This window comes from Geothrix terrae (assembly GCF_022808775.1).
Classification (GTDB): Bacteria; Acidobacteriota; Holophagae; order Holophagales; family Holophagaceae; genus Geothrix; species Geothrix terrae.
Genome location: NZ_JAKZLA010000007.1, coordinates 89,316 through 106,449, shown reverse-complemented (window position 1 = coordinate 106,449; position 17,134 = coordinate 89,316). Strand labels below are relative to the sequence as shown.

Below are 17,134 nucleotides of genomic sequence, written 5' to 3'. Positions count from 1 at the left end.
CTGAACCCGGAGCGTGCAGATGCTGGATGTGGCCTTGGTCCTCGCGTCCTCCGGGTGCTGGTTCGCGGGGGCCCTGGTATCGGCCTCCCCGCGCGCGCCGGAGCGCCTGGCCACGGGCCTCGGCCTCCTGGGCAGCATCCTGGCCCTGGGCGCGGCGCTCCACCTCCTGCTCGGGGGGACGGCCTCGGGTCTGGACTTCCGGGTCTGGGGCCTCCCGGCCCGCCTGGAGCTGGATGCCCTGTCCGCGGCGTTCCTGCTGCCCCTCCACCTGGTGGGCGGACTCGGGCTGATCTACGGGCAACGCTACTGGCCGGTGCAGCTGGCCTGGGGCTCGGGGCGCTCCCTGCGCTTCTTCTACGGCCTGCTGGTGGCGGCCATGACGCTGCTCTTCCTGGCCCGCCACGGCCTGGTGTTCCTGGTGGCCTGGGAGCTGATGGCCGTGTCCGCCTTCTTCCTGGTGGGCTCGGAGCACGAGAAGCCGGAAGTCCGGCGCGCCAGCTGGATCTACCTGGCCTGCACCCACACGGGCACCCTGCTCCTGACCGCCATGGTGATCCTGCTGGCGCGGCGGTCCGGCGGGCTCCTGTGGAGGGTGCTCCCCGCCGCCACCTCGCCCTGGCTGGAGGGTGGCATCCTGCTGTTGGCTGTGATGGGGTTCGGCTTCAAGGCCGGCCTCCTGCCCCTCCATTTCTGGCTGCCCTCCGCCCACGCCAGCGCCCCCAGCCACGTCTCGGCCATCCTCTCGGCGGTGATGCTCAAGGCCGGCGTCTACGGCATCCTCCGGGTGTCGAGCCTGCTGCCGGGCATCCCCCGGGGCGTGGGCGGGGCCCTCCTGGCCCTGGGCGCCCTCACCGCCCTCTACGGCGTGGGGAACGCGCTGGCCCAGCGGGACTACAAGCGGCTGCTGGCCTACTCCAGCATCGAGAACCTGGGGGTCATCGCCATGGGCGTGGGGCTGGGCTGGACGGGCCGGGCCACGCACGATCCCTGGCTCATGGCCCTGGGCTTCGGCGGGGCGATCTTCCACGTCTGGAACCACGCCCTCTTCAAGAGCCTCCTCTTCTACGGCGCCGGGGCCCTGCTGCACGCCACGGGCACCCGGGACATGGAGGCGCTGGGCGGCCTGGCGCGGCGGATGCCCCGCACGGCCCTGGCCGTCTTCCCGGCGGTGCTGGCGGTGGCGGCCCTGCCGCCCTTCAACGCCTTCCTCAGCGAGTGGTTCCTCTACCGGGGCCTCTTCGCCTCCCTGGGCCGGGGCTATCCCTGGTCCGCGGCCCTGGGCCTGGTGGCCCTGGCCCTGGCGGGGGGCCTGGCGGCGGTGGCCTTCGCCCGATTCTTCGGCACCCTCTTCCTGGGCTCGCCCCGGAGCGAGCTCGCGGATCACGCCCATGACCCCGCCGGCTCCATGCTGCTGCCCATGGCCGTCCTGGCGGGGCTCTGCCTGGCGGTGGGCCTGGGGGCCTTCCTGCTGCTGCCCCTGCTGGACCGGGTGATCGCCGTGGTGGCGCCCGGGACGCCGGCCCTGCTGGCCGCGGGCCTCCGCGTGGACTTCCACCTGCTGGCCGGGGTGGAGCTGGGGCTTCTGGCCCTCGTCGGAGCGGGCCTTGCCTGGCTCCGCCGATCAGCCGAGGCGCCGGCGGCGGACCTCCCCACGTGGGACTGCGGCTATGCCGCGGCCGTGGCCCGGGCTCAGTACACCGGCAGTTCCTTCGCGGATGCCTGGGCTCCGGTCCAGCCGGGCCTGCGGGCGCGGCGGCCGCGCCTCCGGGGGCTGTTCCCGGGCGGGTCCTCCTTCCGCCAGGCCTTCCGGGAGCCGGTGGGCGAGGTGCTCCTGGAGCCGCGGGTGGTCCGGGTGGCGGAGCGCCTGCTCCGGTTCCGGCGCTTCCAGCAGGGCCACCTCCCGATCTACATCCTCTATGTGCTGCTGACCCTCCTGGGGGCTTTCCTCTGGATGCTGCTGAGGGGGAGGCTTCTGGGATGAGCCTCTACCTCCTCGCCCTGCTGGCTGCGGCGGTCTCCGGCGTGCCGGGGCTGTTCCTGCGGCGGCGGGGCGGGGAGGTGGCCGCGGGTCTGCTGGGCCTGGCGGCTCTCTTGGGCCTGACGGCCGCCCTGCGCGTGCTCGCGGGTGGGGCCGGCGGGACCCTCCTGCTCCGCACCGCGGCGCTGGGCGCTCCGGGGCTTCTGGTGCTGGATCCGCTCGCGGCCTTCTTCTCCATTCCGGTGCTGCTGCTCTCGTTCTGCGGAGGGCTCTACGGCGTGGGCTACTGGGAGGGCCACCGGGGCCACACGCCGATCCTGTGTCTGGTCTTCGGGCTCCTGACGGCCTCGCTGCTGATGCTGGTGATGGCGTCCCACGCCCTGACCTTCCTGCTGGCCTGGGAGGGCATGGCCATCGCGGCCTTCCTGCTGGTGATGGCCGAGGACCGGGAAGCCGAGACCCGGCGGGCGGGCTGGATCTACCTGGCGGCTACGCACACGGGCACGCTGTTCCTCTTCGCGGCCTTCGCGCTGCTGGCCAAGGTCCAGGGCCACTGGGGGTTCGGCGCCCTGCCCGCGGGCCTCGCGGCCACCCCCGGGGGCACGGCCCTCTTCGCGCTGTTCCTGCTGGGCTTCGGCTTCAAGGCAGGCGTCCTGCCGCTGCACTTCTGGCTGCCGCCGGCCCACGCCGCCGCCCCCAGCCACGTCTCCGCGCTGATGTCGGGCGTGATGCTGAAGATGGGCATCCTGGGGATCGTCCGCTTTCTCTCCTGGGTGCCGGACCCGCCGTCCTGGTGGGGCGGGACGCTGGTGGCGCTGGGCGCCCTGTCCGGCATCCTCGGCGTGGCCTTCGCCCTGGGCCAGCACGACCTGAAGCGCCTGCTGGCCTACCACTCCATCGAGAACATCGGGATCATCCTGCTGGGGCTGGGGCTCGGCACCCTCGGCAAGGCGACGGGTCACCCGGTGATGCAGGTCCTGGGCTTCGCCGGGGCCCTGCTCCATGTGGTGAACCACAGCCTGTTCAAGGGCCTGCTGTTCCTGTCGGCGGGCTCCGTGCTGCACGCCACGGGCACCCGCGACCTGGAGCGCCTGGGCGGCCTGGGGCGGACGATGCCCTGGACCTCCGGCGCGTTCCTGGCGGGCTCCTGGGCCATCTGCGGCCTGCCGCCCCTCAACGGCTTCGTAAGCGAGTGGCTGATCTACCTGGGCGCCTTCCGGGGCCTGGGCCTCGAGCTCGGGCTGGGGCGTCAGGCCTGGCCGCTGGTGATCCTCGTCTCCCTCGCCCTCATCGGGGCCCTGGCCCTGGCCTGCTTCGCCAAGGCCTTCGGGGCGGCCTTTCTGGGGCTGCCGCGGACCCAGGCGGCGGAACAGGCGCCGGAATCGCCGCGCACCATGCTCCTGCCCATGGGCCTGCTGGCCCTGGCCTGCCTGGCCATCGGGGTGGTGCCCGCCCTCTTCGCGCCGGCCCTGGAGCGGGTGGTCGGCGTGTTGAGTGGCGGAGCCCTGGGTGGAGGAACATTGGCTGGCGGCGAGACGCTCATGGCGCTGGCCCCCCTGCGCATGCTGACCTGGGCCGCGGTGATCCTGGCGCTGCTGGCCCTCCTGCTCGGGCGCTGGCTCCGCCTGGTGCCGCAGGGGAGGGATCTGCCCACCTGGGACTGCGGCTACGCAGCGGCAGACGCGCGGATGCAGTACACCGCCTCCTCCTTCGCGGACGGCCTGGTCCGGGGCCTCCGCTGGGCCCTGCGGCCCGTGGCGCACCTCCCCCGCGTGGCGGGCTGGTTCCCCCATCCGGCGCGGTATGAAAGCCATGTGCCGGATCCGGCCCTGGACCGGGCGGCCTCGCCCGCGCTCCAGCTTGCCGTGCGCGGCGCCGGCCTCCTCCGCGTGGCCCAGGGCGGGGCGCTCCCCGTCTACCTGCTCTACGTCCTGCTCACCCTGCTCGCGCTCCTGGTCTGGATGGTGGCCTGACATGGTTCGATCCCTGCTCCCGACAACGCCCCCAACCATGCTCCCGGCGATGCTCCAGTTCCTGCTGCACGGGCTCACGGTGCTCCTGCTGCCGCCCCTGCTCCCCGGCCTGATCGCCAAGACCAAGGCCCTGATGGCCGGCCGGAAGGGGCCACCGGTGCTTCAGCTCTACTACGACCTGGCCAAGCTCGCCCGCAAGCGGGCCGTCTTCAGCCGCACCACCACCTGGGTGTTCCTCGCCGGTCCCGTGGGTGGCGTGGCCGCGGTCCTGGTGGCCTCCTGCCTGGTGCCCTTCGGCCATACCCCGGCGCCGGTCTCCTTCCAGGGCGATGTCATCCTCTTCGCCTACCTCTTCGGGCTGGCCCGCTTCCTCACGATCCTCTCCGCCCTGGATACGGGCTCCAGCTTCGAGGGCATGGGCGCGGCCCGGGAGGCGACCTTCTCGGCCCTGGCGGAGCCCGCGCTCTTCCTGGGCTTCGCGGCCCTGGCCAAGGCCAACGCCAGCCTATCGCTGGGGACCATGCTGGCCTTCCCCGGCAGCCTCACGGCGCGGTTCACGGGGCCCCTGATCCTCATCCTGGCGGGCTGGGTGATCGTCTACCTGGTGGAGAACTCGCGCATCCCCGTGGACGACCCCAACACGCACCTGGAGCTCACCATGATCCACGAGGTGATGGTGCTCGACCACTCGGGCCGCCCCTTCGCCCTGGTGCTCTACGGGGCCAGCCTCAAGCTCCTGGTGCTGGGCGCGCTCATCCTGACGCCGGCCCTGCCCCGCGCGCCGCAGGCCTGGCAGAACTGGCTGGCGTTCTATGCGGCCCTGGCCGGCCTCGCGGTGGGGGTGGGCCTGGTGGAGAGCTCCATGGCGCGGTTCCGCATGACCAAGGTCCCGCAGTTCCTCGTGGCCGGGGTGCTGGCCACGGCCTTCGCCTTCCTCCTGATGCTGGTGTAGCCATGCTGCCCGACCTGCTCATCGCCCTCACCATGCTGTCCAACTTCAGCCTCGTGGCCACCAGCCGCGTCAGCAAGGCCATCCAGTTCGCCGTCCTCCAGGGCGTGCTGCTGGGCCTGATGCCGCTGGCCATGGGCCTGGGCCGCCACTTCCACATCGTCCTGCTGGCCGTCGCGGCGGTCACGGTGAAGGGCTGGCTCATCCCCTTCCTCTTCCGCCGCGCCTTGAAGCAGGTCCACATCCAGCGCGAGGTGGATCCCTACATCGGTTACACCGTGTCGCTGATGCTCTGCGCCCTGGGCACGGGCCTCAGCCTGCTCCTGGCCCACAACCTGCCGCTCAAGCCGGGCACGGAGTACGTGCTGATGGTGCCGGCCTCGCTGGCCACGCTGTTCACAGGCTTCCTGCTGCTGGTGTCCCGCCGGAAGGCCCTCACCCAGGTGGTGGGCTACCTGGTGCTGGAGAACGGCATCTACCTCTTCGGCCTGCTGCTGGTGGAGGACATGCCGGCCCTGGTGGAGGCGGGGATCCTGCTGGACCTCTTCGTCGGCATCTTCGTGATGGGCATCGTCATCAACCACATCCGCGTGGCCTTCGATTCCACCGATACCCGGCACCTGGCCGAGCTGAAGGACTGACCCATGGCCTGGCTGCTCATCCTCGTCCCCCTCCTGGCCGCCGCCCTGGCCTTCGCCGTGTCGTCCCCCACCCTCCGCGCCTGGATCCTGCCGGCCGTGGGCGTCCTCCACCTGGGGCTGCTGCTCGCGGCGCTCGGCGGGTGGCGCACCCTGCCAATCAATGCCTGGTTCGGCCTCGACGCCCTGGGCGGCTGGGTGCTGCTCGTCATCAGCGTGCTGTTCTGCATCTGCGCCTTCTACGCCCCGGCCTACCTGGCCCTGCGGCCCGAACGCGACCACCGCGTGCTCTCCACCTGCCTCCTGGGCTTCCTGGGCCTGGCCTCGCTGCTGGCGCAGGCCCGCCACCCCGGCATCGCCTGGGTGGCCATGGAGACCACCACCCTGGTCACCGCGCCCCTCATCTACTTCAACCACAACCGCCGCTCGCTGGAGGCCACCTGGAAGTACCTGGTCATCGGCTCCGTGGGCATCGCCCTGGCGCTGCTGGGCACCCTGTTCATCGCCTACGCGGCGCACATGGGCGGACTGGAGGAGCCCCTGCGCTACACGCGGCTCATGGAGAACGCCTCGCTCCTGTCGCGGCCCTGGCTGCGGGCGGGCTTCGTGCTGACCCTGGTGGGCTACGGCACCAAGATGGGTCTCGCACCGCTGCACACCTGGAAGCCCGATGCCTACGGCGAGACGCCGGGCCTGGTGGGCGCCCTCCTGGCGGGCGGCGTCACCAGCTGCGCGTTCCTCGCGTTGCTTCGGATCTACGGCGTGGTGGCCGCGGCGGGGGAGGGGGCCTTCGCCCGGGAGCTGCTGGTGGCCTTCGGCATGCTCTCCATGGCCTGGGCCCTGGTCTTCATGATCCGGCAGACGGACATCAAGCGCTTGCTGGCCTACTCCAGCGTGGAGCACATGGGCATCCTCGTCTTCGGCATCGGCATCGGGGGCCTGGCGGCGAAGTTCGCCCTGTTCCACCTGGCGGCCAACGCCCTGGTGAAGAGCGTGCTCTTCCTGTCGGCGGGCAACATCCACCGCAGCTACGCCAGCAAGCAGCTGCCCTTCGTCACCGGCGCCCTCCGCCGCACGCCGGTGTCCGGCTGGCTCTTCCTCCTGGGCTTCCTGGCCATCACGGGCATGCCGCCCTTCGCGCCCTTCCTCAGCGAGTTCAGCATCGCGTCGGGCGCCCTGGGAACCGGCCACCTCGCCAGCGGCGCGGCCTTCCTCGTCCTGCTGGGCGGCATCTTCCTGGCCATGAGCGAGACGGTGGTGAAGGTGGTCTTCGGCACGCCCAGCGCCCAGCGGGTCCGCACGCCCTACAAGGATGCGCCGGCCACCACGGCGCCCCTCATCGCGGCGCTGGCCTTGGCGCTGGTCCTGGGGATCTGGATGCCCCGGCCCCTCCAGGCCATGCTCGACCAGGCCAGCACCACCGCCGAGGGCGCCCTCTCCGCCCGCCTGGAGGTCCGGCCATGAACGCCGATCTGCCCAGCCTCCGCAACGGCCAGCGCCTGCCCCTGCGGGAGGTGCCCGAGCTGCCCATCCGCGAGTTCCGCGAAGCCATCCTGCGGCGCGTGCAGGAAGGGGACCGCCTCGCCTGCCTGTGCGCCGACTTCGACCTCCACCTCTATGCGGTGCTGGCCGACGATGCGGGGCAGGCGCTCCGCGTCCTCCGCACGAAGCTGGACGCGCCCTGCTATCCCGCCCTCACGCCGGACTGTCCCCAGGCCCACCTCTTCGAGCGGGAGCTCGCCGAGCAGACCGGCATCATCCCCGAGGGCCATCCCTGGCTGAAGCCCGTGCGCTTCCACCTCCCCTGGACCGGCGCGCCGGATCCCTGGAAGCACGGCGGGGCTCCCGTTCCCGGCGTGGCCGACTTCTACCGGGTGGAGGGCGAGGAAGTCCATGAGGTGGCCGTGGGGCCGGTCCACGCGGGCGTCATCGAGCCTGGCCACTTCCGCTTCCAGTGCCACGGCGAGCGGGTCTTCCACCTGGAGATCGCCCTGGGCTACCAGCACCGCGGGCTGGAGAGGGCCCTGCTCGGCGGGCCCCATCCCCTCAGCCTCAAGCAGGCGGAGACCGCGTCGGGGGACAGCAGCATCGCCCACGCCTGGGCCTACTGCCGCCTGCTGGAGGGCCTGGCGGGTGTGGAAACGACGTCCCGTGAGGACCTGGTGCGCGGCGTGGCCCTGGAGCTGGAGCGCGCCGCCAACCATGTGGGCGATCTGGGCGCCCTGTCCGGCGATGTGGGCTTCCTCCCCACGGCCTCCTTCTGCGGGCGCATCCGGGGCGACTGGCTGAACCTGAGCGCCGAGGGCTGCGGCAGCCGCCTGGGCCGGGACTGGCTGCGCCCCGGGGGTCTGCGGCAGGATCTGGAGCCGGCCCGGGCCGCCGCCATGCGACCGCGCCTGGAGCGGGCCTGGGCGGACACGAAGGACGCGGTGGAGCTGCTCTGGGGCGCCGCCTCCGTGATGATCCGCTTCGAGGCGGCGGGCCGCGTGGATCCCGGCCAGGCCCGCGAGATCGGGCTGGTGGGCGTGGCGGCGCGGGCCTGCGGTCTGGGCCGCGATGTGCGCCACGACCATCCGTTCGGGCCCTACGGGAGCCGGCCCATCCCCGTGGCCCAGGCCGAGAGCGGCAATGTGCACTCCCGGGCCTGGGTGCGCTGGCTGGAACTGGGCGAGAGCGCGGGTTTCCTCTCCACGGCCCTGGCCTCGCTGGCTGAAAGCGAAGCCGATCCCAGGCCCCGGCCCCTGCCGCCGCGGGCCCCGGAGCACCTGTGCGTCTCGCTCACGGAAGGCTGGCGCGGCGAGGTGCTACACCTGGCCTGGACCGACGCGCAGGGCCGCTTCGCCCGCTACAAGATCGTGGATCCCTCCTTCCACAACTGGTTCGGGTTGGCCCTGGCCCTGCGGGGCGAGCAGGTCTCCGACTTCCCCCTGTGCAACAAGAGCTTCAACCTCTCCTACTGCGGGCACGACCTATGATCCACATCCTGTTCTCCCGCTGGCGCCAGGGGTACCGCACCTTGCCCTATCCGAAGGAGCTGCCCGCGCTGCCCGAGCGGTTCCGGGGGCGGCCACGGATCCACCCGGAGCGCTGCTCCGAGAACTACTCCGGGGGCTGCCGGGCCTGTGCGGAGGCCTGCCCCACCGAGGCCATCACGCTCGGACCCACGGGGCCGCGCCTCGATCTCGGCCGCTGCCTCTTCTGCCCCGACTGCGTCGAGGCTTGTCCCGAGGGCGCCATCGAGTACACGCAGGAGCACCGCCTTGCCACCCGGCGCCGGGAGGACCTGGTGTGGGATTCCACGGAGGAATACCGGCTGGCGGCGGCCCTGGACGGGGAGATGAAGCGGCTCTTCGGTCGGTCGCTCAAGCTCCGGGTGGTGAGCGCCGGAGGTTGCAACGGCTGCGAGGTGGACGTGAACGTGCTGGGCACCCTGGCCTGGGACCTGGGACGCTTCGGCATCCAATACGTGGCCTCGCCGCGCCACGCCGATGGCCTGCTCCTCTGCGGGCCGGTGACGAAGAACATGGCGCTGGCCGTGCGCAAGACCTACGACGCCATCCCAGGGCCCAAGCTCGTCATCGCCGTGGGGGCCTGCGCCATCGCCGGTGGGCCCTACTACCAGCAGGAGGAGCAGCTCGGCGGCGCCGCGAGCGTGGTGCCCGTGGACCTCTTCATCCCCGGCTGCCCGCCGCACCCCCTGACGATCCTGGATGGCCTGCTGCGCCTGCTGGGGCGGATCGGAACCAAGAGTCGAGATGGAGCTACGCCTTTGGATGGGGGTGAAACGTCACAAAAATAGGCACTCGACGGCTTCCGATTTTTATCGTTGTTTATGATTTTGTATAAACACTCATATTCTTGCCGGTTGGCCGTGATGGTGTCTTTCCGCCCTTCAACCAAAGAATGGTTTCGGGACTCAATAACTCCCGAGGAGGCAACCATGAGCCGTTGGCGTGGATTAACCATCGTTGTTTTGGCAACCCTGGGATTGGCGTTCCTGATGGCCTGCGGGGGCTCGTCGGGCTCCAGCACGGGCACCATGAACGTCCACCTGGTGGACGGCCCCATCACGGGCTACCAGGAGGTGAACGTCCACATCCAGTCCGTGGAGATCAGCGGCAATGGCGGCTGGATCACCCTTGGCAACCCGGACAAGACCTACAACCTGCTGAGCCTCACCGGCGGCGTGAGCGAGATGCTGGCTTCGGGGACGACGCTGCCCGCGGGCCACTACCAGCAGATGCGGCTGATCCTCGGATCGGGCAACACCGTGAAGCTGGCGGATGGCAGCGTCCAGCCCCTCACCGTGCCCTCGGGCCTCCAGACGGGCGTCAAGCTGATCGTGAGCTTTGACGTGGCGGCCGGCACCACCAAGGACGTGTGGATCGACTTCGATGCGGCCCACTCCATCCAGGTGGTGCAGGCCGGGGCGTCGAACCAGTACCTCCTCCGGCCCACGGTCTGGGCTTACGACAAGATCGTGACGGGCTCCATCTCCGGGAAGCTGACGGATGCCGCGACTTCGACGGGTCTGGCCGGCGCCGTGGTCTACGCCGAAACCCTGGACACCGCGGGGAACGCCCGGATCGCCCGCAGCACCACCACGGACGCCACCGGCGCCTACACCCTGGACCTCCTGCCCGTGGGCGCCACCTACTACGTGGTGAGCCAGCCCGTGCTGGGGACCACCACGCCGAAGGCCTATGACGCCAAGGCCAGCGACGGTTATGCCCTCAGCGCGACCACGCCCGTCTTCACCTACAGCGCGGCCTTCACCGCGGACGCGGCCACCGGCGGCGTGTCCGGCGGCCTGACGCCCGTGGCCACCAGCAGCCAGAGCGACGCGGTGAACCTCCTCCAGACCCTGACCACAGGCTCGGGCAGCTTCGCCTTCATCGTGGACAGCGGCATGGCCGTCGTGGGCACCTCCACGGAGACCTACGGCTTCGCGACGGTGCCGGCCGGGGCCTACAGCGTGCAGGCCGTGCGGACCACCCTCAACGCCGACGGCACCACCACCGTGAGCACCTCCACGGTCCAGCCTGCCACCGTGACGGCGGGCCTGACGTTGACGGTGAACCTGGGGTTGTGAGGCTGGCCGGTCCGAAGGCGGCGGTCCGGGGACGGGCCGCCGCCGTCCTCGAGGGTGAGGTAACCTGAGGGGCCCATGCGCCCCGTCACCCCCTTCAAGGCCCATACCTCCGAGACGCTGAAGGTCAGCGGGCGGCGCATCCTGGGATGGCAGACCCTGCTCTGGACGGCCCTGGCGGCCCTGGCCCTCTATGGGCTGGGTCTGCGGAACCACGAGCTGTGGGACTACTTCGAGCCCTACGTGGCCGGCATCGTGCGGGAGATGGCCACCACCGGCGACTGGGTCGTACCCACCCTGAACGGCCATCCCTACCTGGAGAAGCCGCCCCTCTTCTATGTCCTGGGAGCCCTGGTCTGCCGGGCCACGGGCAGCTTCGAGCCCTGGGCCCTCCGGCTGCCTTCGGCCCTCCTCGCCCTCGCCACCGTGGTGTGGACCAGCTTTCTGGGATGGCGCCTGAGCTCGGCCCGGGCCGGGGGCTGGGCCGGGTTCATGGTGGGCACCAGCGTGCTCTTCTTCCAGGTCGGGCACATGGCCGTGGTGGACATGACCCTGACCGCCGCCGTCAGCTTCAGCCTGGGTTTGGCCTTCCTCGCCCTGGTGGAGCCCTACTATCGCGGGCGCTGGATCCCCTGGTTCTGGACCAGCCTGGGCCTGGCCTTCCTGGCAAAGGGGCTGGTGGGCCCGGTGCTGATCCTGCTGCCCCTGGGAATCACGGTCCTCATCCAGCAGGATCGCGAGCTGGCGAAGGCCTTCCTCCGGCCGAGCTGGGGCATGGCGGTGGCGGTGCTGCTGGCCCTGGGATGGGTGATCCCCCTCGCCCTCCGGGGCGGGAAGGAATTCCTCATGGAGGTCTTCCTGAGGAATACCCTCGGCCGTTTCATGGCGGACCCGAGCCTGGTGCCGCGCACTGGGCGCCTTGGCGAGCACGTGGAGCCCTTTGCCTTCTACCTCCAGCGCAGTCCCGGCAACCTGCTGCCCTGGCTCGCCATCTGGGCCGCGGCGATGGCTTCGGCCTTCCCGCGCCGGCGGCGGCACCACCTGTCCCCGCGGAGCTACTTCCTGCCCCTGGCCTTTGCCCTGAACCTGCTGCTGCTCTCCCTGTCGGCCGAGAAGCGCATGGAGTACATCCTCCCGGTCTTCCCGATCACCTTCCTGCACGCGGCCCTGTGGCTGGACATGCGGGTGCCCCGGGCGCGTCGCCGCATCGACCGGACGCTGATGGCCGTCCTGGGGCTCAGCTTCTTCCTGGTCGGCATCCTGGCGGTGGGCTTCCCCTGGATCGCCATGGCCCGGGCCCATTTGCCCTGGCCCCTGGCGCTGGGCCTGTCCGCCGGATCCCTGGCCCTCAGCATCGTATCTCTGGGCCGGCTGTGGCGGCGCGACTTCCGGGGGGCCCTGGACTGGGGCATGACCCAATGGGCGGTCTTCCTGGCCCTCTTCCTGGCGATCGCGGTGCCCCAGTGGGATCGGGAGATCTGGCGTCCCCTCGCCGCCCCCTATGCGGCGGCCCTCCGCCTGGAGCGGAACGGGGCGCGGGTGGTGGAGAGCCAGCTGACGGAAACCCAGCTGGGGTTCGCCAGCCTCCGCCTGCGCCATGATCTGCCGGAGCTCGACACGCCCGCCGGCCTGCAGGCCGCTCTGGCCGCGCCGGTTCCAGTGGTGGCCCTGGTGGAACCGGCCTGGTGGGCGTCGGTGGCCGATCAGATCCCGGCCGGCAGCACCCTGCCAACGGAAGCCTCGACGCTCAAGCCCTCCCATCGGCGGCGGGCGCCGGTGGTGGTGCTCAATCCCGCGGCGCGCCTTCTGGCCGGGCCATGAGCGGGATCCGCCCCATCAGGAGGTTCACCACCTCCTCGTCGTCGGGTCGCTGATCCGGCTCCTTGTCCAGGAGACGGGCCACCAGCCGGGCCAGGACCGGGGGCACCTCGGGGCGGAGGGACCGGAGGTCGGGAGGCTGGGCCGTGCGATGCCGGTCCAGGATTTCAAAGGGCGTCTCCCCCTGGAAGGGCGGAGCCCCCGCCAGCATGTGGAAGAGGATCACGCCGAGGCTGTAGCGGTCCGCGGCGGGGCCTACGTGGGTCTTGAGCTGGGCCTCCGGCGCTGCGTAGAGGGGCGTGCCGAGGAAGGCGTAGGTCGTGGTGACGGTGGCGGCGTCCATCACCCGGGCGATGCCCAGGTCCATGACCCGGGCCCCCGCGCCGGTGAGCAGGATGTTGCCGGGCTTGAGGTCGCGGTGGACCACGCCCCGACCGTGGGCGTAGGCCATGGCCCGGGCCACGTCCAAGGCGATGGCGCGCGCCTCCTCGATGGGCAGGGGGCCCCCCTCCTTCAGTCGCTGGTCCAGGGTGGGCCCGGGAATGTATTCCATGGCCAGGTACGGGACACCCTCCGGCGGCCCCGGATCGAGGATCCGCACCAGGTTCGGATGGTCCAGCTGCGCTCCCAATTGGGCCTCCCGCCGGAAGCGCAGCTGGAATTCGGAATCATCCAGGCGATGGGGATGGGGCAGCTTGAGGGCCACCTCCTGGCCGGTCTCCTGGTGCCAGGCGAGGTACGTGCTCGAGAAACCGCCGCGCCCGAGGAGAGGTCCCACCCGATAGGGGCCGACGGCCGACGGCGGGGCATATTCGAGGCCCCTGGAATCGGCCGGCTGCGCCTGCGAGAACAAAGGCCTCCTTCGGCGGCGGCCGAAGAGGGCCGCGGCCAGGGCCACCAAGCCCAGACCGGCCGCCCAGGGCAGCCAGCGGGGGAGCGGAGGAGGTTCCGAGGGCGCGGGAAGGGAGGGGGCGATCTGGGTCTGGGGCTGTGGCGGGGAAGGCGGTTCCGTCGCCGGGAGGCGCCGGTCCGGAGCGGGGGAGATGGGGATGGCCCCGGGGGAAGGCGATCCGGAGGCGGCTTGAGCCTGTGCCTGAGTCTGGGCAGAGGTCTGTTCGGACGCGGCGGCTGAGGGCGGCGGCGCCACCTGGGGTCGCGCGGGATCGGCCGGCGGGGCCGAGGTGGAGACCTGCTCCGGCTTGGCCGGGACGGATGCTGCGATCCGCGCGGTTCGCAGGCTGGCGATCCGCGTGGCCAGGGCTTCCCGCGCGGCGGAAGGCTCGCCCTGGGCCGCGCTGAGGACGCCTTCGGCGCCGTCCAGATCACCCAGCTCCACCAGGCACCGGGCCAGGCGGGTGCGGGGGTAGTAGTCCCGGATCAGGTTGTTGCCGTAGGTGAACGCCCGGGCCGCGGGCGCAGGCCGGAGCTCCAGCGCCCGGCGGTAGGCCGCCGCGGCCTCCTGCCAGCGGGCCGCGTGCTCCGCGTCGAGCCCGTCCTGCCAGGCCGCGTAGAAGGTGGGCTGGGTTTGGGCCGACAGGGTGAGGGCGGCCGGAAGGAGCCAGGCGCCGCGCATCTCAGTCCCCCACGAACAGGTAGTGCAGGGCGCGCTCCAGGGGCCTCCGGTCGAACTTGTAGATGAACGAAAGATCCAGCCGGTGTTCCCGGATGCGCTCGGTGCCCACGGATGTCGGGGGGGTGTGGCTGAGGATCTGGTCGATCTCGAGGAACTGGGAGGCCCGGCGGTGGGACCAGCCGTAGCGGTAGGCCAGGTCGAGGCCGGCGTTCCCGCGCTTGAAACCGCTGCCCACCGACACCCGGTACATCACGCGCTGCTCCCCCGTCACGCCGTCCACCACCGGCTGGGGTTCGCGGCTCAAGCCCGCCCGCAGGGGAATGACCGCGTCCGCTTCGGTGAGGATGAGGTATTCGACGCCCAGGTGGGCCGTGGTGGCGTCGGGGGTCCGGCTGCCCTTGTCGAAGTCGAAGAAGCTCTGGCCGTTGAGATACCGCGAATCGGACATGTAGCGGGTGGTGGACCAGAGGGTGTGCGTGAGGTCGGAGGTGAGGAGCCAATGGGAGGCGGGGCGGTAGGCGAACCCGATTCCCGTGCTGGAGGGCCAGTGCAGGCCGGTGGTGATCGGGCCGTACTGGCGGTTGCCCAGAGCCAAGCTGGTGGCCAGGTGGGTGGCGAAGGTGTAGTCGGCGTGGAAACCCGTGCGATGGACGATCCCCAGGCTCCAGGTGGGCCAGCGCCAGATGAGGCCGAGGTTGAAGTTCTCCCCATCGAGGGCGTTGACTTGCCGGTAGGCCACCTGAGTGGTGCCCAGGGAGGAGGTCCAAGCGCTCGACGAGTCGAGGTCCCAGCGTCCCCGCCACCGGTTGTAGGCCACGCCCAGGAGGATGCGCTGGGAGACCTCGTAGGCCACCGCCAGCGAATACAGATCGATCTGGCCGGACTGGTTGATGCTCTGGTCGAGGTGCCCTCCCGTCGCCGGATCACCGGTGGTGGGGACCTCGGTCATGGCGCGGTCGCTGTCTTCGTTCTGGGTGAAGGCCCGCTGGATGGAGAGCTGGAGCACCAGGTTCCGCCCGCCGAGGCGGAGGGGCGCGGTGGCGGACGCGAAGAGGGGATCCCACCGGGTGCTGGTGGTGACCGCGTCGCTGGCGGCCAGCACCCGTCCCTGGCTCGTCGTCTCGAAATCCTGGTAGCCCACGTTGTGCTGAGCCCCCCGGGCGACGAAGCTCACTTCCGGCTGGAGGAGCTGGGCCAGGCCCGCGGGGTTGAAGGAAACCGCCGTGGCGTCGTCGGCCACGGCGATGAAGGCGCCGCCGAGCCCCATGGCCCGGGCGCCCGCCCCCTGCACAGCGAAGTTGGTGCGGGACTGCTCGGAAATGAGGGTGCCGATGGGCGACTGCGCCTGGAGCATCCCGGCGAAGGCCAGGGTCGCGAGGGACCTGGGAAGCGGCTTCAACATGAGCGGGAGGTTCCTGCCGGCGGAAAGAGCCTCCATCCTAGCGCGGGCCCTGGATTCGGCCTCAGGCGTAGAATCCGCGGTACTTCATGGCCTGAGCCACGCGGTCCAGGGCCAGGATGTAGGCGCCGATGCGGGGGTTGGTCTTGTACTTGTCGGTGGTGGCGAAGGTGGCCTGGAATGCGTGGGTCATGTAGTCCACGAGGCGCTCGTTCACCTCGCGTTCCCGCCAGTAGAAGCCCTGGCGGTTCTGCACCCACTCGAAGTAGCTGACGGTCACGCCGCCCACGTTGGCCAGGATGTCGGGCACCACCAGCACGCCGTGCTCCAGCAGGATGGGATCGGCCTCGGGGGTGGTGGGGCCGTTGGCGCCCTCCACGATGACCTTGGCCCGGACCTGGGCGGCGTTGGTCTCGGTGATCTGGTTCTCCGAGGCGGCGGGCACCAGGATGTCCACGGGGTGGGCGAGGAGGGCGTTGGGGTCCATGGGCTCGGCGCCCCGGAAGCCCACGACGGTGCGGGCCTCGGCCACATGCTTGAGCAGGGCGTGGATGTCCAGGCCGCGGTCGTTCCTCACGGCGCCCTGGATGTCGCTGATGGCCACGACGCGGGCGCCGGCCTCGTGCAGCAGGCGGGCGGCCTGGCTGCCCACGTTGCCGAAGCCCTGCACGGCCACCGTGGCGCCGGCCAGGGGCTTGCCCAGGCGCTGCATGGCCTCGCGGGCGGTGATGAGGATGCCCCGCCCCGTGGCCTCGTTGCGGCCCAGGCTGCCGCCCAGACCCAGCGGCTTGCCTGTGACGATGGCGTTCTCGGTGCGGCGCACGTGCATGGAGTAGGTATCGAGCACCCAGGCCATGGTCTGCGCGTCCGTGCCCATGTCGGGCGCGGGCACGTCACGGTCGGGGCCGAGGATGTCCATGATCTCGGCGATGTAGCGGCGGGTGAGGCGCTCCTTCTCGCCCAGGCTCAGGCGGGAGGGGTCGCACACGATGCCGCCCTTGCCACCGCCGAAGGGCACGTCCACCACGGCGCACTTCCAGGTCATCCAGGCGGCGAGGGCCTTCACCTCGTCGAGGGTGACGTTCAGGTCGTACCGGATGCCGCCCTTGGCGGGGCCGCGGGCGATGTTGTGCTGGACGCGGTAGCCCGTGAAGACTTCCCAATGCCCGCTGTCCATGAGCACGGGGAGGCTCACGATCATCGACCGGCTGGGAGCCATGAAGACCTTGAACAGCGCGTCATCCAGGCCGTAGAGCTGGGAAGCGACGCGAAGACGGGCCTGCATGGCCTCGAAGGCGTTGGTCTGGTTGGTCAGCATGGAGGGCATCTCCTACGGACGGGCTTCTTGGGCGGGATGGGTCTCGGCCGGCAGTTCCAGATCGCGGCCGGCGCTCCAGAACCCCTCGATGTTGTAGTGGCGGCGGGTCTCCTCGTCCATGACGTGGACGACCAGGTTCCCGTAGTCCAGCAGCACCCAGTTGCCGTTGGCCTCGCCTTCTCGGGAGATGGGGCGCTCTCCGGTGAGCTTGAGGGCATCCTCCACCGCCTCGGCGATGGCGCGGTTCTGTCGGTCGCTGCCCCCGCTCATGAAGGCGAAGGTGTCGGTGAAGCTGGCGATGTCCCTCACGTCCAGGAGGCGGATGCGGAAGGCTTTCTTGGACCGGGCGGCTTCGACGACGGTCGCGAGCCGGGAATCAAGGGTCATGCGGGCTCCGAA

At 71.0% G+C, this 17,134-nt stretch carries 13 protein-coding genes; 9 read left to right on the top strand and 4 right to left on the bottom strand.

Annotation, left to right across the window (positions count from 1 at the left end):
- Nucleotides 1–19: 19 nt before the first annotated feature.
- The 9 genes from MLE42_RS13355 to MLE42_RS13315 all read left to right on the top strand — a co-directional run bounded on the left by MLE42_RS13355 (nucleotide 20) and on the right by MLE42_RS13315 (nucleotide 12,448).
- A complete protein-coding gene (locus tag MLE42_RS13355) occupies nucleotides 20–1,981 on the top strand; it encodes a proton-conducting transporter transmembrane domain-containing protein (protein ID WP_275975920.1) in 1,962 nt (653 codons plus the stop codon).
- Entirely contained in the window at nucleotides 1,978–3,951 is a 1,974-nt protein-coding gene (locus MLE42_RS13350; protein ID WP_243288380.1) for a proton-conducting transporter transmembrane domain-containing protein, read from the top strand. Before MLE42_RS13355 ends, MLE42_RS13350 begins: the two co-directional genes overlap by 4 nt.
- Nucleotides 3,952–4,000: 49 nt before the next feature.
- Nucleotides 4,001–4,903, top strand: a complete 903-nt coding sequence (locus tag MLE42_RS13345) for a respiratory chain complex I subunit 1 family protein (protein ID WP_420843099.1) — start codon at nucleotides 4,001–4,003, stop codon at nucleotides 4,901–4,903.
- A gap of 2 nt (nucleotides 4,904–4,905) precedes the next feature.
- Entirely contained in the window at nucleotides 4,906–5,541 is a 636-nt protein-coding gene (locus MLE42_RS13340; protein WP_243288378.1) for a hypothetical protein, read from the top strand.
- 3 nt (nucleotides 5,542–5,544) lie between these two features.
- Nucleotides 5,545–7,002 (top strand): proton-conducting transporter transmembrane domain-containing protein, encoded by a 1,458-nt coding sequence (locus MLE42_RS13335; RefSeq protein ID WP_243288377.1) that lies wholly within the window; start codon nucleotides 5,545–5,547, stop codon nucleotides 7,000–7,002.
- Nucleotides 6,999–8,513, top strand: a complete 1,515-nt coding sequence (locus MLE42_RS13330; protein WP_243288376.1) for a hydrogenase large subunit — start codon at nucleotides 6,999–7,001, stop codon at nucleotides 8,511–8,513. The genes MLE42_RS13335 and MLE42_RS13330 overlap by 4 nt, the downstream gene beginning before the upstream one ends.
- Entirely contained in the window at nucleotides 8,510–9,337 is an 828-nt protein-coding gene (gene nuoB, locus MLE42_RS13325) for an NADH-quinone oxidoreductase subunit NuoB (protein WP_243288375.1), read from the top strand. Before MLE42_RS13330 ends, nuoB begins: the two co-directional genes overlap by 4 nt.
- A 141-nt stretch (nucleotides 9,338–9,478) precedes the next feature.
- The gene (locus MLE42_RS13320; RefSeq protein ID WP_243288374.1) at nucleotides 9,479–10,630 is read left to right on the top strand and encodes a DUF4382 domain-containing protein; all 1,152 of its coding nucleotides are present in this window, start codon (nucleotides 9,479–9,481) and stop codon (nucleotides 10,628–10,630) included.
- A 75-nt stretch (nucleotides 10,631–10,705) separates the two neighbouring features.
- Nucleotides 10,706–12,448, top strand: a complete 1,743-nt coding sequence (locus tag MLE42_RS13315) for an ArnT family glycosyltransferase (protein WP_243288373.1) — start codon at nucleotides 10,706–10,708, stop codon at nucleotides 12,446–12,448.
- Here the strand turns inward: MLE42_RS13315 and MLE42_RS13310 are convergent.
- The 4 genes from MLE42_RS13310 to rsfS all read right to left on the bottom strand — a co-directional run bounded on the left by MLE42_RS13310 (nucleotide 12,414) and on the right by rsfS (nucleotide 17,122).
- Complete coding sequence (locus MLE42_RS13310) at nucleotides 12,414–14,018, bottom strand: serine/threonine-protein kinase (protein ID WP_243288372.1); 1,605 nt, start codon at nucleotides 14,016–14,018, stop codon at nucleotides 12,414–12,416. The genes MLE42_RS13315 and MLE42_RS13310 overlap by 35 nt on opposite strands.
- Before the next feature lies 1 nt (nucleotide 14,019).
- On the bottom strand, nucleotides 14,020–15,420 hold the full coding sequence (locus MLE42_RS13305) for an OmpP1/FadL family transporter (protein ID WP_243288371.1): 1,401 nt from the start codon (nucleotides 15,418–15,420) through the stop codon (nucleotides 14,020–14,022).
- Nucleotides 15,421–15,481: 61 nt separating this feature from the next.
- Nucleotides 15,482–16,735, bottom strand: coding sequence for a Glu/Leu/Phe/Val family dehydrogenase (locus MLE42_RS13300; protein ID WP_243288370.1), 1,254 nt, complete (start codon nucleotides 16,733–16,735; stop codon nucleotides 15,482–15,484).
- A gap of 12 nt (nucleotides 16,736–16,747) precedes the next feature.
- Complete coding sequence (gene rsfS / locus MLE42_RS13295) at nucleotides 16,748–17,122, bottom strand: ribosome silencing factor (protein WP_243288369.1); 375 nt, start codon at nucleotides 17,120–17,122, stop codon at nucleotides 16,748–16,750.
- Nucleotides 17,123–17,134: the final 12 nt, after the last annotated feature.

Coding starts and splice junctions, on each gene's coding strand:
- MLE42_RS13355 (WP_275975920.1), top strand. CDS start 20: ATGCTGGATGTGGCCTTGGTCCTCGCGTCCTCCGGGTGCTGGTTCGCG.
- MLE42_RS13350 (WP_243288380.1), top strand. CDS start 1,978: ATGAGCCTCTACCTCCTCGCCCTGCTGGCTGCGGCGGTCTCCGGCGTG.
- MLE42_RS13345 (WP_420843099.1), top strand. CDS start 4,001: ATGCTCCAGTTCCTGCTGCACGGGCTCACGGTGCTCCTGCTGCCGCCC.
- MLE42_RS13340 (WP_243288378.1), top strand. CDS start 4,906: ATGCTGCCCGACCTGCTCATCGCCCTCACCATGCTGTCCAACTTCAGC.
- MLE42_RS13335 (WP_243288377.1), top strand. CDS start 5,545: ATGGCCTGGCTGCTCATCCTCGTCCCCCTCCTGGCCGCCGCCCTGGCC.
- MLE42_RS13330 (WP_243288376.1), top strand. CDS start 6,999: ATGAACGCCGATCTGCCCAGCCTCCGCAACGGCCAGCGCCTGCCCCTG.
- nuoB (WP_243288375.1), top strand. CDS start 8,510: ATGATCCACATCCTGTTCTCCCGCTGGCGCCAGGGGTACCGCACCTTG.
- MLE42_RS13320 (WP_243288374.1), top strand. CDS start 9,479: ATGAGCCGTTGGCGTGGATTAACCATCGTTGTTTTGGCAACCCTGGGA.
- MLE42_RS13315 (WP_243288373.1), top strand. CDS start 10,706: ATGCGCCCCGTCACCCCCTTCAAGGCCCATACCTCCGAGACGCTGAAG.
- MLE42_RS13310 (WP_243288372.1), bottom strand. CDS start 14,018: ATGCGCGGCGCCTGGCTCCTTCCGGCCGCCCTCACCCTGTCGGCCCAA.
- MLE42_RS13305 (WP_243288371.1), bottom strand. CDS start 15,420: ATGTTGAAGCCGCTTCCCAGGTCCCTCGCGACCCTGGCCTTCGCCGGG.
- MLE42_RS13300 (WP_243288370.1), bottom strand. CDS start 16,735: ATGCTGACCAACCAGACCAACGCCTTCGAGGCCATGCAGGCCCGTCTT.
- rsfS (WP_243288369.1), bottom strand. CDS start 17,122: ATGACCCTTGATTCCCGGCTCGCGACCGTCGTCGAAGCCGCCCGGTCC.